16 protein-coding genes are annotated in these 15858 nt (G+C 71.0%); 9 read left to right on the top strand and 7 right to left on the bottom strand.

Annotated features, from left to right (window positions below; translation table 11 throughout):
• Nucleotides 1-260 precede the first annotated feature (260 nt).
• The 4 genes from AB4Y76_RS03890 to manA are packed head-to-tail and all read left to right on the top strand — an operon-like array spanning nt 261 to nt 3432.
• Nucleotides 261-761 (top strand): FABP family protein, encoded by a 501-nt coding sequence (locus tag AB4Y76_RS03890; RefSeq protein ID WP_441922315.1) that lies wholly within the window; start codon nt 261-263, stop codon nt 759-761.
• Nucleotides 762-765: 4 nt separating this feature from the next.
• Nucleotides 766-1215, top strand: coding sequence for a Fur family transcriptional regulator (locus tag AB4Y76_RS03885; protein WP_441922313.1), 450 nt, complete (start codon nt 766-768; stop codon nt 1213-1215).
• 14 nt (nt 1216-1229) lie between these two features.
• Entirely contained in the window at nt 1230-2186 is a 957-nt protein-coding gene (ygfZ, locus tag AB4Y76_RS03880) for a CAF17-like 4Fe-4S cluster assembly/insertion protein YgfZ (RefSeq protein ID WP_441922311.1), read from the top strand.
• Nucleotides 2187-2244: 58 nt separating this feature from the next.
• Entirely contained in the window at nt 2245-3432 is a 1188-nt protein-coding gene (manA, locus tag AB4Y76_RS03875; RefSeq protein WP_441922309.1) for a mannose-6-phosphate isomerase, class I, read from the top strand.
• Nucleotides 3433-3588: 156 nt separating this feature from the next.
• Here manA and AB4Y76_RS03870 read toward each other — a convergent pair whose 3' ends face one another.
• The 6 genes from AB4Y76_RS03870 to AB4Y76_RS03845 form a co-directional block, all read right to left on the bottom strand.
• On the bottom strand, nt 3589-4860 hold the full coding sequence (locus AB4Y76_RS03870) for a sulfate adenylyltransferase subunit 1 (protein WP_441922308.1): 1272 nt from the start codon (nt 4858-4860) through the stop codon (nt 3589-3591).
• Nucleotides 4860-5774, bottom strand: a complete 915-nt coding sequence (gene cysD, locus AB4Y76_RS03865; RefSeq protein WP_441922306.1) for a sulfate adenylyltransferase subunit CysD — start codon at nt 5772-5774, stop codon at nt 4860-4862. Before cysD ends, AB4Y76_RS03870 begins: the two co-directional genes overlap by 1 nt.
• Before the next feature lie 104 nt (nt 5775-5878).
• Complete coding sequence (locus AB4Y76_RS03860; RefSeq protein WP_441922304.1) at nt 5879-6565, bottom strand: histidine phosphatase family protein; 687 nt, start codon at nt 6563-6565, stop codon at nt 5879-5881.
• 9 nt (nt 6566-6574) lie between these two features.
• Nucleotides 6575-7537 (bottom strand): sulfite exporter TauE/SafE family protein, encoded by a 963-nt coding sequence (locus AB4Y76_RS03855; protein ID WP_441922302.1) that lies wholly within the window; start codon nt 7535-7537, stop codon nt 6575-6577.
• 56 nt (nt 7538-7593) lie between these two features.
• Complete coding sequence (cysC, locus tag AB4Y76_RS03850) at nt 7594-8748, bottom strand: adenylyl-sulfate kinase (protein WP_441922300.1); 1155 nt, start codon at nt 8746-8748, stop codon at nt 7594-7596.
• Nucleotides 8749-8774: 26 nt separating this feature from the next.
• A complete protein-coding gene (locus tag AB4Y76_RS03845) occupies nt 8775-9728 on the bottom strand; it encodes an asparaginase (RefSeq protein WP_441922298.1) in 954 nt (317 codons plus the stop codon).
• Nucleotides 9729-9909: 181 nt separating this feature from the next.
• Here AB4Y76_RS03845 and AB4Y76_RS03840 point away from each other — a divergent pair, with 181 nt between their 5' ends.
• From AB4Y76_RS03840 to AB4Y76_RS03820, 5 genes are all read left to right on the top strand, one after another.
• A complete protein-coding gene (locus AB4Y76_RS03840) occupies nt 9910-10383 on the top strand; it encodes a helix-turn-helix domain-containing protein (protein ID WP_441922296.1) in 474 nt (157 codons plus the stop codon).
• 1 nt (nt 10384) lies between these two features.
• Nucleotides 10385-10966 (top strand): hypothetical protein, encoded by a 582-nt coding sequence (locus AB4Y76_RS03835; protein WP_441922294.1) that lies wholly within the window; start codon nt 10385-10387, stop codon nt 10964-10966.
• 119 nt (nt 10967-11085) lie between these two features.
• Nucleotides 11086-11379: a DUF2516 family protein gene (locus AB4Y76_RS03830; protein WP_441922292.1), complete on the top strand. Its 294-nt coding sequence runs from the start codon at nt 11086-11088 to the stop codon at nt 11377-11379.
• On the top strand, nt 11376-12863 hold the full coding sequence (locus AB4Y76_RS03825) for a sugar transferase (RefSeq protein ID WP_441922290.1): 1488 nt from the start codon (nt 11376-11378) through the stop codon (nt 12861-12863). The genes AB4Y76_RS03830 and AB4Y76_RS03825 overlap by 4 nt, the downstream gene beginning before the upstream one ends.
• 70 nt (nt 12864-12933) lie before the next feature.
• Nucleotides 12934-13953, top strand: a complete 1020-nt coding sequence (locus tag AB4Y76_RS03820; RefSeq protein ID WP_441922288.1) for a hypothetical protein — start codon at nt 12934-12936, stop codon at nt 13951-13953.
• Nucleotides 13954-13956: 3 nt separating this feature from the next.
• Here AB4Y76_RS03820 and typA read toward each other — a convergent pair whose 3' ends face one another.
• Nucleotides 13957-15858, bottom strand: a complete 1902-nt coding sequence (gene typA, locus AB4Y76_RS03815; RefSeq protein WP_441922286.1) for a translational GTPase TypA — start codon at nt 15856-15858, stop codon at nt 13957-13959.

Here is a 15858-nt window from a genome sequence, read left to right as displayed (position 1 = left end):
CGCGGCGTTTCGCTGGCACCTCGCTGCGTTCTCGTCGGTCGACGATGCTCCGCATCGCCTCCCTCCTCGGCCTTGCGACGCACTCAGCGAAACACCGCTCGCGACGGCCCCGGGCACGCGGAAGCGCCTAGACTTCCGAGCGTGGAAGCCTTCTTCGTGGTCGTGCTGGCCGCCGTGCTTCTCGGCGTGGGTGTGCTGGCCGTCGCCCTCACCCGCCGCCTGCTGACCTTCGCCGCCCCTCGACCCGGAGACGACTGAGCGTGCCCTTCGCGATCCCTGACAACATCCACCCGAACTGCGCCCGGCTGGCCTGGCTGATCGGCACCTGGGCCGGGAACGGGCACGGCGAGTACCCCGGCATCGAGCCGTTCCAGTTCGGCCAGGAGATCCTCTTCCAGCAGGACGGCCGGCCGTTCATCCACTTCATGAGCCGCGCCTGGATCGTCGACGCCGACGGCAACCACGTCCGCGAGGCGGCCCAGGAGACCGGGTTCATCAGGCCTCAGGAGGACGGCTCGATCGAGGTCGTGATGACCCACAACCTCGGCTTCGTGGAGATCTGGCACGGCGAGCTGCACCCGGAGCAGCCGCGCTTCGAGATCGTCACCGACGCGGTCGCCCGCACCGGCACCGCGAAGGAGTACACCGGCGGCAAGCGTCTCTACGGCTACGTCAACGGCGATCTGCTCTACGCCTTCGACATGGCGGCGATGGGCAAGGAGCTCCAGCCGCACACGCACGCCCAGCTGAAGCGGGTCTGACCGCGTGGGCACGACCGCGGACTGGCAGGAGCGGCTGCGGGCCAGCGGGCACCGGCTGACCCCGCAGCGCGAGCTCGTGCTGGCCGCGGTCGAGGCCCTCGGGCACGCGACCCCCGACGAGGTGTACGCCGAGGTGCGCACCCACTCCGGGGCGATCAACCTCTCCACCGTGTACCGGACCCTCGAGCTGCTCGACGAGCTCGGCCTGATCCGGCACGCGCACCTGACCGACCGGGCGCCGACGTACCACGCGGCCACCGGTCACGAGCACGCCCACCTCGTCTGCCGCGGCTGCCGCCGGGTGATCAGCGTCGGGCTGCCGGCCGTCGAGGCCGCCCTCGGGCCGCTCGTCGCCGAGCACGGGTTCACCCCGGACTACGGCCACCTGAGCGTCTTCGGCCTCTGCGACGGGTGCGCCGCGGAACGACCACGCGGAATGACCACCGACTCCTGACCGTTGGGACAACCATGAGCAGCCCTCTCCTCGATCTCGCCGGCGCCGTCGCCGGCAACGGCCCGGACGCGCCCGTCGCGGCCCACTACGGGTCGTTCCACGGCGAGCAGCGCAGCCTCGAGTCCGGCGAGGGCTTCGTGGACCTGTCCCACCGCGGCGTCGTCCGCGTCACCGGTCCCGACCGGCTGACCTGGCTGCACTCGCTCACCAGCCAGCAGCTCGAGGGACTGGCGCCCGGCGTTCCGGTGATGACGCTGGTGCTGTCGCCGCAGGGGCACGTCGAGCACGCCCTGTACGGCGTCGACGACGGCGAGGCGTTCACCGCCCACGTCGAGCCCGGGACCGCACCGGCGCTGGCCGAGTGGCTGGACCGGATGCGTTTCATGATGCGGGTCGAGGTCGCGGACGTGACCGCGGAGGTCGCGGTCGCGTGGCGGCCGGGGAGCGCCCCGGGGAGCACCCCGGAGGGCCGCTACGACCTGGTCCCGCGCACCGAGCTCACCGCGTACGCCGCCGCGGTCGGCGACCCCGCCGGCACCTGGGCCTTCGAGGCGCTCCGGATCGCCCGCGGCGAGCCCCGCCCCGGCCTGGACGCCGACCACCGCACGATCCCGAACGAGGTCGGCTGGATCCCGCGCGCGGTCCACCTCGACAAGGGCTGCTACCGCGGCCAGGAGACCGTTGCCCGGGTGCACACCCTGGGCCGGCCGCCGCGCCGGCTGACGCTGCTCCACCTCGACGGGTCCGACAACCGGCTCCCGGAGCAGGGGACGCCGCTGGTGCACGGCGGCCGCGAGGTCGGCTTCGTCGGCTCGTCGGCCCGCCACCACGAGCTCGGCCCGATCGCGCTGGCCCTGGTCAAGCGGGCCGTCCCGCTGGACGCGACCCTGGTCGCCGACGGGATCGCCGCGGCCCAGGAGGTCGTCGTCGACCCCGAGGTCGGGCTGCACGTCCGCCCGCGTCTGGGCTGACCCGGGCTGGTGCCCGAAAGGTGCCCGGTGCAGCACCCGGCCCTTTAGGCTTGAACCCATGCACCTCCTGCGCAACGGCGTCAAGAACTACGAGTGGGGCTCCCCCCACGCCATTCCGCAGTTCCTGGGCGACCGCCGCAACGGCTCGCCCGTGGCCGAGGTGTGGATCGGGACGCACCCGCTGAGCCCGTCGTACGCGCTCGACGGCGACGGCAACGAGAAGCCGCTCACCGACGTCGCCGGTGACCTCCCGTTCATGGTCAAGCTGCTCGCCGCGGAACGGCCGCTCTCGCTGCAGGTGCACCCGTCCCGCTCGCTCGCGGAGATCGGCTTCGCGCGCGAGGAGGAGGCGGGCATCCCGCTGGACGCCCCGCACCGCGTCTACAAGGACACCAACCACAAGCCGGAGATGGTCTACGCGCTGACCACCTTCGACAGCCTGATCGGCTTCCGGCCGAGCGCCGAGATCCTCCGCGTCCTCGGCCCGCTGAACACCCCGCTGAGCCAGAGCCTGTCCGACGAGCTCCGCGCCGACCCGGGCTTCGCGAGCATCGTCCGGCTCATCGAACGACTGCTCACCGACGACATCGACCCGGCGGAGGTGCACCAGATCGTCGGTGCGGCCCGCACGCTGGGCTCGCTCGGCATGGACATCAAGCGCGCCTACCAGACCGCGGTGGAGATCGCCGAGCACCACCCGGACGACATCGGCGTGGTGATCTCGCTGATGCTGAACCGGATGACGCTGCAGCCGGGGGAGGCGGCGTACCTGGAGACCGGCGTGATCCACGCGCACCTGAGCGGGATGTGCCTGGAGGTGATGGCGAACTCGGACAACGTGCTCCGGGCCGGCCTGACCAGCAAGCACATCGACACCGCCGGCCTGGTCGCCGCGCTCAACAGCGGCATGGCCCGGGTCGCCCGCGTCACCCCGGACTTCATCGACTACGACACCGAGGTGTTCTCCCCGTCCGGCGGCGGTTTCGCGCTGGCGGTCACGCAGATCTCGCACGCGGCGCCGGAGGGCGTCGAGCTGGTCCGCTCCGAGGGCAGCGTGCTGATCTGCACCGGCGGCGAGGTCCAGGTGACCACCGAGGCCGGCGACAAGGTCACGCTGGGCCGCGGCGAGTCGCTCTACCTCTCGCCGGAGGACCGCGGCGCGACCGTGCTCGGGCTCGGCGAGGTCGCCCAGGCCTACGTGCCGCCGAGCCGGGCGCTGCGCTCGCGGCTCGTGGACGTCGTGTAAGCGTCGGAATCACCCCTTCCCTCGGTATTCCGGCGCGACAGCCCGAAGCATCAGGCTGATCCGCAGGGATTGGGCTGGAAGCCGACGAAGGTCAAGACGGCGAAGGCCCGAACCGACGATCCGGCCCGGGCCTCCGTACGACGTACGGCGAATCGTTCAGCCGTTGATCATCCCGGCTCCGACGGTCACACCCGTGGTCTCGTCGATCAGGATGAACGAGCCGGTCGTCCGGTTCTTCGAGTACGGGTCCACGAGCAGCGGCACCGTGGTGCGCAGCTGGACGCGGCCGATCTCGTTGAGACCGATCTCCTTGGTCTCCTGGTCGCGGTGGAGGGTGTTGATGTCCAGGCGGTACTGCACGTCCTTGACCAGGGCCCGACCGGTGCGGGTGGTGTGCTTGATGGCGAGCTTCTGGCGCGGGCGCAGCGGCTCGTTGGTCATCCAGCAGATCATCGCGTCGATGTCCTGGCTCGGCGTCGGCGCGTTGTTGACCCGGGCGATCATGTCGCCGCGGGAGACGTCGACGTCGTCGGCGAGGCGGACGGTGACCGACATCGGCGGGAACGCCTGGTCGATCTCCTTGTCGAACAGGTCGATGGCCTCGATGGTCGAGGTCATGCCCGAGGGGAGGACGACGACCTGGTCGCCCTTCTTGAGCACGCCGCCGGCGACCTGGCCGCCGTACCCGCGGTAGTCGTGGAACTCGTCGGACTTCGGCCGGACGACGTACTGCACGGGGAACCGGGCGTCGATCAGGTCGCGGTCGGAGGCCACGTGGACGTGCTCGAGGTGGTGCATCAGGGTCGGGCCCTGGTACCACGGCATCGCCTCGGAGCGGTTCACGACGTTGTCGCCGGCGAGCGCCGAGATCGGGATGACCTCGAGGTCCGGGATGTTCAGCTTGGTCGCGAACTGGGTGAACTCGTGGTGGATCTTGTCGAAGATCTCCTGGGAGAAGTCGACGAGGTCCATCTTGTTGACCGCGAGCACCAGGTGCGGGACCCGGAGCAGCGAGAGGATCACCGCGTGCCGGCGGGACTGCTCGGTGAGGCCCTGGCGGGCGTCGACCAGCACCAGGCCGAGGTCGGCGGTGGAGGCGCCGGTGACCATGTTCCGGGTGTACTGCACGTGCCCTGGGGTGTCGGCGATGATGAACTTGCGGCTCGGCGTCGCGAAGTACCGGTACGCCACGTCGATGGTGATGCCCTGCTCGCGCTCGGAGCGGAGACCGTCGGTGAGCAGCGCCAGGTCGGTGTAGTCGTAGCCCTTGGACTGCGAGGTCGCCTCGACGGCCTCGAGCTGGTCCTCGAAGATCGCCTTCGAGTCGAGCAGCAGCCGGCCGATGAGGGTCGACTTGCCGTCGTCCACCGAACCGGCGGTGGCGAACCGGAGCAGGTCCATGGGCTTGTTGTCTGCGGGGGTGGCCATCAGAAGTAGCCTTCCTTCTTGCGGTCTTCCATGGCGGCCTCGGAGAAGCGGTCGTCACCGCGGGTGGCGCCACGCTCGGTCTTCCGGGCGACGGCCACCTCCTCGATGATCTCCTCGATCGTCGAGGCGGTGCTCTCGACGCAGCCGGTGAGGGTGATGTCGCCGCAGGTGCGGAACCGGACGGTGCGCTCGGTGACCACCTCGCCCTCGCGGCAGGGGTTCAGCGGGGTCTCGCTCATCAGCATGCCGTCGCGCTCGAAGACGCGGCGCTGGTGGCTGAAGTAGATGTCGGGGATCTCGATCTGCTCGCGGCCGATGTAGTCCCAGACGTCCAGCTCGGTCCAGTTCGAGATCGGGAAGATCCGCATGTGCTCGCCCTCGTGCAGGCGGCCGTTGTAGAGGCTCCACAGCTCGGGGCGCTGGTTCTTCGGGTCCCACTGGCCGAACTCGTCGCGGTGGGAGTAGACCCGCTCCTTGGCGCGCGCCTTCTCCTCGTCGCGGCGACCGCCACCGAAGGCGGCGGTGAAGCCGTTCTCCTCGATGGCGTTGAGCAGCGTCGGGATCTGCAGGCGGTTGCGGCTGATCTTCGCGGCGTCCGGGATGATGCCCTTCGCGATCGCGTCGTCGATGCTCGCGACCACGAGGTTGACGCCGAGGCGGCTTACCCAGCGGTCCCGGGTCTCCATGACCTCCGGGAAGTCCAGCCCGGTGTCGACCTGGAGGATCGAGAACGGGATCTTCGCCGGGTAGAAGGCCTTCTCCGCCAGGCGGAGCATCACGATGGAGTCCTTGCCGCCGGAGAACATCAGGACCGGCTTCTCGAACTCGGCCGCGACCTCGCGGAAGATGTGGATCGACTCCGCTTCCAGCTGGTCGAGCTGGCTCAGCTGGTAGTCGGCGTGGGTCTGGGACATCGGTTGCCTCTCGTGGACTGTGCACCCTCACGGGCAGCGGACATCGTATCGAGGCCCGGCTGCTCTGACTGCATCCGTCTCACCCGAGTGGAACACGTTCTAGTTTACTCGACCGTGTCGTGCTCCGGGTCGCCCTCGATCGCCTGTCCCGTCGGGTCCGGCGCGGTCTCGTCCTCCAGGAACGCGCCGCCGAGCGCGTCCGAGGTCCACATCACGACCTCCCAGCCGTCCGCCGGAGAGCCCTCGAGCTCGATCGCCGCGGTGTTCTCCAGTCCCTCGGTCGCCTTGCTGTGCGTGCTCGACCCGGTGACCCGCTGCGAGATCCAGGTCCGGATCGCGGCGCCGTGGCTGACGATGACGGCCCGCCGGCGGCCGTCCGCGGCGATCTGCTCCACCGCGGCGTCGTACCGGGCGAGGAACTCGTGGCCGGTCTCGGCCCCTGACATCCGGGTGTCCAGCCGGCCCTCGATCCAGTCCGCCACCGTGCCGATGTAGCCGAGGATCGAGTCGTGGTCGGTGGCCATCTCGTAGTCGCCGGCCGAGATCTCCCGGACGCCGTCCAGGACGACCGGGTCCAGTCCGCTCAGCGCGGCCAGGGGAGCGGCGGTCTGCTGGGTCCGGACCAGCGGCGAGACGAAGATCCCGTCCACGCCGGACTGGTGCAGGACGCGCGCCGCCGCCTCCGCCTGCCGTACGCCGAGCTCGGTCAGGTCGAGACCGGGGACCGCGGTGTCGAGGGCGCCGGCGGTGTTGCCGTGGGTCTGGCCGTGACGGAGGAGGAGGAGCCGCATGCACCGATCCTAGGAAGAAGTCTTCTCGTCCTCGGCGTCGGGGAGGCGCCAGGCGGTCGAATCGTTGTCGAAATTCGGGAGACCGTGCCGCTGCCGGATGAAGCCCCAGACCAGTGGGCCGAGCAGCAGCATGCCCGCGCCGATGAAGCCGACCGTCTGCGGCGGGACGCCGAGCATCTTCAGGCCGGTCAGGGTGAGCACGATGACGATGCCGCGGCGGATCACCGACTGCGACACCCAGGTGGCCATCCGGGCGCCGAAGAACGTGCCCGGGCTGCCGCCGAGGATCAGCGGGATCAGCACGGCCCACTCGACGCCCGTGGTGAGCACGTGGCCGACGGCGGCGGCGATGACCAGCGGGACGGCCTGGACCAGGTCGGTGCCGACCAGCTTGAGGGCCGACAGCGTCGGGTAGAGCAGCAGCAACGCGACCATGATCAGCGAACCGGAACCGACGCTGGTGATGCCGACCAGCAGACCGCCGAACGCACCGACCAGGATCGTCGGGACCGCGCGGATCTTCGGCGCCTCCTCGCTGAGCACGTTGCCGGAGGTGACCAGGCGCAGCTGCAGGTACATCCGGAGCGCGTAGGAGCCGGCGGCGAGCAGCAACGCCCAGCCGATCGCGGTGGTGAGGAATTCGGTGCGGGCATGCTCGTCGCCGACGGCGTGGACGATGAACCCGCCGGCGAAGGCGAACGGCACCGAGCCGGCGATCAGCATGCCCGCGAGCCGGAGGTTCGGCGATCCGTGCCGCCAGTGGACGGTGGCGCCGACGGTCTTGTTCACGCTGGCCGCGACCAGGTCGTTGGCCACCGCCGTCGCCGGGTTGATGCCGAGGAAGATCAGCGCCGGCGTCATCAGGGCGCCGCCGCCCATCCCGGTGAGGCCGACGACGATGCCGACGCCGAAGCTCACGCAGAGCACGGCGAGCGCGTCGGTGGTGAGGAGATCGTTGATGAGGTCGTGCACGGGAAGTCCTCTGGTGGTCAGGCAGAGCGGAGGCTGAACGGGGCAGGTCGCGCCGGTCAGTCGAACGGCAGCACGGCCAGTACGTCGCTCAAGGCATCCTCGACCGAGCGGCCGGTGGTGTCCACCCGCACGGTCGCGTCGGCCGGCTCCTCGTAGGGGCTGGAGATGCCGGTGAACTCGGGGATCTCGCCGGCGCGGGCCTTGGCGTAGAGGCCCTTGCGGTCGCGGCGCTCGCACTCTTCCAGGGGGGTGGCGACGTGCACCAGGACGAAGATGCCGCCAGCGTCCTCGACCATCGCGCGCACCTGCTGGCGGGTCTCGTCGAAAGGCGCGATCGGCGAGCAGATCGCCACGCCGCGGTGCCGGGCGATCTCCGCGGCCACCCAGCCGATCCGGCGGATGTTGGTCTCGCGGTCGGCCTTGGAGAAGGTCAGGCCGGCCGACAGGTTCCGGCGTACGACGTCGCCGTCGAGGCTGGTCACGGTCCGCTCGCCGCGCTCGAGCACCCGGTCGAGCAGCGCCTGGGCGAGCGTCGACTTGCCGCTCCCGGACAGGCCGGTGAAGAAGACCACGACGCCCGGCTCCTCGGGCTGGTCCTGGGCGACGACGGCGGCGACGGGCTCGGGCAGCTCGCCGGTGCCGGTGACGGCGAGCACCTCGCCGGGGGCGTAGTTCCCGGCGACGACCTGGCCCAGCCGGTGGTCGAGGTCCGGGTCGCCGTGGCTCGCCAGCGGGACCGAGACGACGCCGGCGTCGCCGAGCAGGTCCGCCGCGGCGAGGCTGGCGCGGACCAGACCGACGGCGGTGAGGCCCTGCGGGGTGCCGGTGCCGGTCAGGGCGAGGAGCAGCACCCGGCGGCCCGCGCGGGCGGCCCCGATCGCGTCGAGGTCGGCGCTGGTGAGCGGTCCGGCGACCGGGACCGTCAGCGCGCCGTCGTACTGGGCGGCGATGGCGGCGGGGTCGAGCATCAGCCGCCGGAACGGCCCGTACGCCGGGACGGTCAGGGTCTCCAGGCCGGCCGGGGTGAGCCGGGCGAGCGGCAGGCCCTCGGGGTCGACGATCTCGACCTCGGGCAGCCCGCGCAGGTCCTCGGGCAGGTCCAGCGAGATCGGGCCGTCGGGCTCGAAGGTCGTGAGCGGGGCGAGGCCGCCGTGGAGCAGGAGCTCGAGGTCGTCGAGCTCGCGGGGCGTCGGGCAGAACTGGGCAGGCACGCGGTCATGGTGCCAGAGCGGTCCGGTCAGAGGACCGCGCGGATCTCACCGACGACCGCATCGCCCCCGGTCAGCGGCGCCGCCCCCGTACGCCGGACCGCCTCGGTGTCGACCCCGGGCTCGGTGTCCACGCCGAGCAGCCGCAGCAGTGCCGCCATCACGACCGGCCGGGCGCGCGCGGCGCCGTCGTCGGTCTTGAGCGCGAACGCGCGACCGTCCGGCAGCGCGACGGCGTAGCAGGACTCGGCGCCGGCCTTGCCGATCGCGCCGGGGATCGCGGCGAGCAGGACCCGCTCGTCGCGCTGGGACCCGGAGACGTGCGCGGGGTGGTTCCGGATCGCGGCGGCGACTCGGCGCTCGGGTTCGGAGTCACCGGTGGCGAGCCGGGAGAAGGCGCGGGCCAGGCCGGTGAGCGAGGTGCCGAGGAGGGGAGCGCCGCAGCCGTCGGTCGCCTCCGGGCCGCCCGGCTCGCCGGTCTGGGCGCCGAAGTCGACCTCGATCGTGCGCTGCAGCGGGTGGTCGGGGGAGAGGTAGCCGGCCGTCGGCCAGCCGCGGGCCACGCAGGTGGCGAGCATGGCGGCGTGCTTGCCGGAGCAGTTCATGTGCAGCCGGGTCGGCCCGCCACCGGCGCGGAGGACCTCGTCGCGGACGCGGTCCTCCAGCGGCCAGCCCGCCGGGTTGCCGAGGTCGTCCTCGGTGAGCCCGGCGCCGGCGAGGATGCGGCGTACTCCGTCGAGGTGGAACGGCTCCCCGGAGTGCGAGGCGCAGGCGAGCGCGAGCAGCTCGCCGTCCAGGTCGAGCCCGGCCCGGACCATCGCGAGCGCCTGGAGCGGCTTGTTGCACGAACGCGGGAGCACCGGCCCCGTCACGTCGCCGCGGGCGTGCCGGACCTGTCCGTCCGGGTCGAGCGCGACCACGGCGCCGTAGTGGTGTCCCTCGACGATGCCGGAGCGCACGATCTCCGCGATGACGGGTTGCATGCAGGCAGCCTAGGCCCAGCCCTTCCCGGCGCCGATGTCCGGTTCGCGAGGTTTTGCAAGCACTGGACGCCCAGGAATTCAGGGAACTTTCCCTCACATCCAAGACGAATTCGCCTCGGTGTGACTCGTTTCACCGGGCGTCGGGTTGCATGGTGCTAGCAATAGTTAGCACCATGGTCCCGTGGTCAAGAAGTCCAAGGTCGGGATGACCGTCGAAACCCTCGGTGGGTACCTGCGCGAGCAGCGGGTCAACGCCGGGGTCTCGCTGCGCCAGCTCGCCGATCAGGCAGGCGTCTCCAACCCGTACCTGAGCCAGATCGAACGTGGTCTGCGCCGGCCCTCCGCCGAAGTGCTCCAGCAGCTCGCCAAGGCACTCCGGATCTCCGCGGAGACCCTCTACGTCCAGGCCGGGATCCTCACCCCGGACGACGACGAGGTGCGTTCCGTGGAGCTCGCCGTCCTCGCCGACCCGGTCCTCACGGGCCGTCAGAAGCAGGCGCTGATGGACGTGTACCTGTCCTTCCGCGCGGTCACGCTCAGCGCCGCGAGCAGCGACGCCGGCGAGGACTCCCCCACGCTCACCGTCACCACCACCCCCACCGAAGACGCCCAGCCGTCCGACGACGCGCTGGCGAACCCAACCGAAGGAAATTGAGATGGCCAAGACCCAGTTCAACGCCGACCAGTTCAAGACCGAGGCCGTGAAGCCGCTGTTCGCGGTCGCCGGTGCCACCGAGATCGCCGTCGAGTACGCCCGTGGCTACGCCACCGAGGCCCAGAAGGCCACCCAGGCCCGCTTCGACGGTGTCCAGACCCGCGTGACCGGCGTCCAGACCCGCGCGAAGAGCGTCGACTTCGACGCCAAGGCCCTGCAGGCCCAGGCGAAGACCCGCGTCGAGCAGCTCCAGGCCGAGGCCAAGGACGCGCAGGCCAAGTTCGAGGCCCGTCTCGCCGAGATCCAGAAGGACGCCAAGGAGCTTCCCGCGAAGCTCGAGGCGAAGCTGAACGAGGCCCTCGAGGACCTGAACAGCACCTACGCCGACCTCGCCGTCCGCGGCGAGAAGTTCGTCGCCGCCATCCGCAAGGACGGCGTCAAGGCCGTCGCGAACGTGAAGCCGGCCAAGAAGGCCGCCGCCAAGAAGGCCCCGGCCAAGAAGGCTCCGGCCAAGAAGGCCGCCGCCAAGAAGGCCCCGGCCAAGAAGGCGCCCGCGAAGAAGGCCGTCAAGGCCGCTTCCTGAGCCTGACGCGAAACCCCCGGGGACGTTTCCCCGGGGGTTTCGTGCATTTCGGGGCCCGCAGCGGCGGCAACGTGCCGGTACCCGGGACGGGGACGCCGCCCGCACCCTAGGGTGTCGGGGTGCATCTGTTCGATTACGGGTTCTCCTACGGGATCTACTTCCTGGTCTGGAGCGCTCTCGGGTTCGTGAAGCTGTTCGCCTTCGTCGACGCGCTGTCGCGTCCGGCGCAGGCCTACGACGCTGCGGACAAGCAGACGAAGCCGGCCTGGCTCTGGATCACCGGGCTGGCCCTGGTCGCGCACTTCGTCTTCCCGCAGCTGCTCGGGCTGTTCTCCTTCGCGGGCATCATCGCCGCGTTCGTGTACCTGCTGGACGTGCGTCCGGCCCTGATCGCCGTGACGCGTCGCCGGTGACCGCCGTGACCGAGTCCGAGCAGGTCCTCGCCGCGCGGCCCACGAGCGCTGCCGACCAGGCCCGCCCCCGGCTCGCGCAGCGGCTCCGGCAGATGCTCGTCGGCGTCTTCCTGCTCGACACCGGCGTCCTCTTCGTCACCTCGGTGGCCGCCTGGACCTGGCGCGGCTCGATCGACAAGTACTTCCACGAGGCCCCCGACCCGCGGTTCGAGTGGGCCCCGCTGCTGGGCCCCGGCGTGATCGCCGTCTGGTTGCTCATGCTCTTCGTCCTCGGCGCCTACCGGGTCCGGCACTACGGGACCGGCTTCGAGGAGTTCCGGGCGATCGCCGTCGCGTCGCTGATCACCTACGGCATCGTCTGCACCTCGGGCTTCTTCTCCCAGGCCCAGCTCACCCGCGGCTACCCGCTGCTGTTCTTCGGGATGGGCACGCCGCTGCTGCTGCTCGTCCGGTACGTCGACCGGCAGACCCTGCACCGGGCCCGCAGGCAGGGCCGGCTGGCGATCCGGATGATCGCGGTCGGCTCGCCGGCCGCGGTCGCCGAGCTCGTCGAGGTGCTCGGCCGCTCGCCGTGGATGGGCTACCGCCTCGTCGGCATGTGCGTCCCGGGCGGCCACGACCCGCTCGAGACCGGCGTCCCGGTCCTCGGCGACATCGACTCGGTGCGCGAGGTCGCGCTGTCGCAGCAGGCCGATGGCGTGATCGTGGCCGGTGGCTCGTACTCGTCGGCCGCCGACCTGCGCCGTCTCGGCTGGGCGCTGCAGGGCCTCGACCTGGACATGCTGGTGGCCCCCGCGCTCACCGACATCGCCGGTCCGCGGGTGCACATGCGGCACGTCGCCGGCCTCCCGTTCGTGCAGGTCGAGGAGCCGCAGAGCGACCGTGCCGGCGGGCTCAGCAAGCGCGCCTTCGACCTGGTCGTCTCGGCCTGCGTGCTGCTCTGCCTCTCGCCGCTGCTGATCGTCACCGCGTTCCTCATCTGGGTGCAGGACCGCGGCCCGGTCTTCTACCGCCAGGTCCGCGTCGGCATCCGCGGCGAAGAGTTCGAGATGGTCAAGTTCCGGTCGATGGTCCAGAACGCCGACAAGCTCCGCGCCCAGCTCGACGACGCCAACGAGAGCGACGGCGTGCTCTTCAAGATGAAGGACGACCCGCGCGTCACCCGGGTGGGCAGGTTCATCCGCAAGTACTCGGTCGACGAGCTGCCCCAGCTGATCAACGTCTTCAAGGGCGAGATGAGCCTGGTCGGCCCGCGGCCGCTCTTCCCGGCCGACGTCGAGCAGTACGAGAAGGACACCCACCGCCGGATGCTGGTCCGGCCGGGCATGACCGGCCTGTGGCAGGTCTCCGGCCGCTCGGACCTCTCCTGGGCCGAGTCCGTGCGTCTCGACCTGTACTACGTGGACAACTGGTCGATGGTCATCGACCTGGTGATCATGGTGCGCACCGTGAAGGCCGTGCTGGTCTCGGACGGCGCCTACTAGCGGAGTTCGGCGATCCGGCGTGGTCCGCCGACCTAGGATGACCGCGTCCCCGGCTCCCGAAAGGCTCCCCATGAGGTCTGCGCAGCGGTCGGCCCTGCGCCTCGTGGCCGCCCTTGCCGGGCTCGCCGCGGTGACCTCCGGCTGCTCCGGCGGGTCCGGCGGCGGCATCGGCGGCTTCGGCGGGACCACCCAGGTCGAGGGCAAGAACGGCGCCGAGGTCGCGCTCGAGGCCGGCACCTGCTGGACCGGCGACCTCCTCGGCGCCGACCCGCAGCGGGTGCTCCGGCTCTCCACCGATCTCGGCGTGACCTACTTCGCCGCGGCCCGCGCGCTCGCGGACCGGCCGGCGTTCTCGCGCACCCAGTCCTGCGACAAGGCGCACGACCTCGAGGTCTACCGGGCCGTCCAGGTCCCGGCGCTGGCCCCGAGCATCACGTCGTACGCCGACCTGATGCGCACCGACCAGCCGCTGTACCAGCAGCTCGACAGGGCCGTGACCAACGCCTGCATGGCGGAGCCGCTGGCCACCACGGCCGCGCTCAGCAAGGTCGCCGGCGCGACCGCGCAGCCGGCGCTGCCGGAGACGATGGAGCTCGGCTGGGCGCCGCCGTCGCCGGACCAGTTCGCCCGGGGTCAACGCGTCTTCGCCTGCACGCTGCGCCACCGCAAGGCCAGCACGGTCCGGTACGACGAGGTGCTGACCCGGAAGTTCCCGACCGCGCTGCGCACCTGCATCGACAGCAAGTCGCTCGTCTACGTGGACTGCGCGCGCAAGCACGACCGCGAGCGCATCGCCGTCATCGAGGCGCGCACCGCCGTCCTGGCCGGTCGCTTCCCCGGACGCAAGGCCATCCGGTCCGGGCTCGACGGCCGCTTCCTCGACGTCAGCCCGGCGGCGTACGCCGCCCTCGACAAGGCGTGCACCCGCTACCTGCGGACGATCTCGACGGTCAAGAAGCTCACCGGCGTCGCCGAGATCGACGTCGACGCCTGGCCGACCGCGGACGGGTCGTACCCGATCCTCTGCGAGGCCGACACCCGTCCGGACAAGAAGCCCGTGGTCACCCAGGGCTCCGTCTACAACCGTTAGGGGTCAGCCCCGGGCGGCCGCGCGAGCCCGCGCGGCGTCCTTGGCGCGCTCGTTCTTGTCCAGGTGAACCTTGCGGATCCGCACGGTGTCCGGGGTGACCTCGACGCACTCGTCGTCGCGGCAGAACTCCAGGCACTGCTCGAGGCTCAGCTTCTTCGGCGGGATCAGCTTCTCGAAGTTGTCCGAGGTGGAGGAGCGGACGTTCGTCTGCTGCTTCTCCTTGGTGATGTTGACGTCCATGTCGTCGGCGCGCGAGTTCTCGCCCACGATCATGCCCTCGTAGACCTCGGTCGTCGGCTCGACGAACATGACCCCCCGCTCCTGCAGGTTCGTCATCGCGTACGCCGTCGCCGCACCCGAGCGGTCCGCGACCAGGGAGCCCTGCGAGCGGGACTGGATCGGGCCGGCCCACGGCTCGTAGCCCTCGGAGATGTGGTGCGCGATGCCGGTGCCGCGGGTCTGGGTGAGGAAGTCGGTCCGGAAGCCGATCAGGCCGCGCGACGGGACCAGGAACTCCATCCGGACCCAGCCGGTGCCGTGGTTGGTCATCTGCTCCATCCGGCCCTTGCGGAGCGCGAGCAGCTGGGTGATCGCGCCGAGGTGCTCCTCGGGGGCGTCGATGGTCAGGCGCTCGGTCGGCTCGTGCAGCTTGCCGTCGATCTCCTTGGTGACCACCTGCGGCTTGCCGACGGTGAGCTCGAAGCCCTCGCGACGCATCTGCTCGACCAGGATGGCCAGCGCGAGCTCGCCGCGGCCCTGGACCTCCCAGGCGTCGGGGCGCTCGGTCGGGAGGATCCGCAGCGACACGTTGCCGATCAGCTCGCTGTCGAGGCGGTCCTTGACCAGGCGGGCGGTGACCTTGGTGTTCTTGGTGGGGCCCTTGCCGGCCAGCGGCGAGGTGTTCGTGCCGATGGTCATCGAGATGGCCGGCTCGTCGACGTGGATGAGCGGCAGCGCCACCGGGTTCTCCGGGTCGGCCAGGGTCTCGCCGATGGTGATGTCCGGGATGCCGGCGATGGCGACGATGTCGCCCGGGCCCGCGGTCTCGCCCGGCTTGCGCTCGAGGCCCTCGGTGACGAGGAGCTCGGTGATCTTCACGTTCTTGCTGGTGCCGTCGCGCTTCATCCAGGCGACGTTCTGGCCCTTCTTCAGGGTGCCCTCGTGGATGCGGAGCAGCGCGAGGCGGCCGAGGAACGGGCTGGAGTCGAGGTTGGTGACGTGCGCCTGCAGCGGCGCGCCCTCGGTGTAGGTGGGGGCCGGGATGGTCTCCAGGATCGTCTTGAACAGCGGCTCCAGGTTGTCGCCCTCCGGCATCGCGCCGTTCTCCGGGGCGGTCAGCGAGGCGATGCCCGCGCGGCCGGAGGCGTAGACGACCGGGAAGTCCAGCGCGTCCTGGCTGTGCGACTCGTCGAGCAGGTCCATGAACAGCTCGTAGGTCTCGTCGACGACCTCGGCGATCCGGGCGTCGCCGCGGTCGGTCTTGTTGACCACGAGGATCACCGGCATGTCGGCGTTGAGCGCCTTGCGCAGCACGAACCGGGTCTGCGGGAGCGGGCCCTCGCTGGCGTCGACGAGCAGCACGATGCCGTCGACCATGGAGAGACCGCGCTCGACCTCGCCGCCGAAGTCGGCGTGGCCGGGGGTGTCGATGATGTTGATGGTCATCGGCTTGCCCTCGGCGGCCGGACCCGCGTAGTGCACCGCGGTGTTCTTCGCGAGGATCGTGATGCCCTTCTCGCGCTCGAGCTCGCCGGAGTCCATCGCGCGCTCGGCGACGCCCTCGGCCTGGTGGGCGGTGAACGCGCCGGCCTGGAGGAGCATCGCGTCCACCAGGGTGGTCTTGCCGTGGTCGACGTGCGCGACGATGGCGACGTTGCGCAGGTCAGTGCGGATGGTGGTGGACAT

It is taken from the genome of Marmoricola sp. RAF53 (genome assembly GCF_052114005.1).
Taxonomy (GTDB): domain Bacteria; phylum Actinomycetota; class Actinomycetes; order Propionibacteriales; family Nocardioidaceae; genus Marmoricola.
This window is presented reverse-complemented; position numbering and strand designations above follow the sequence as displayed.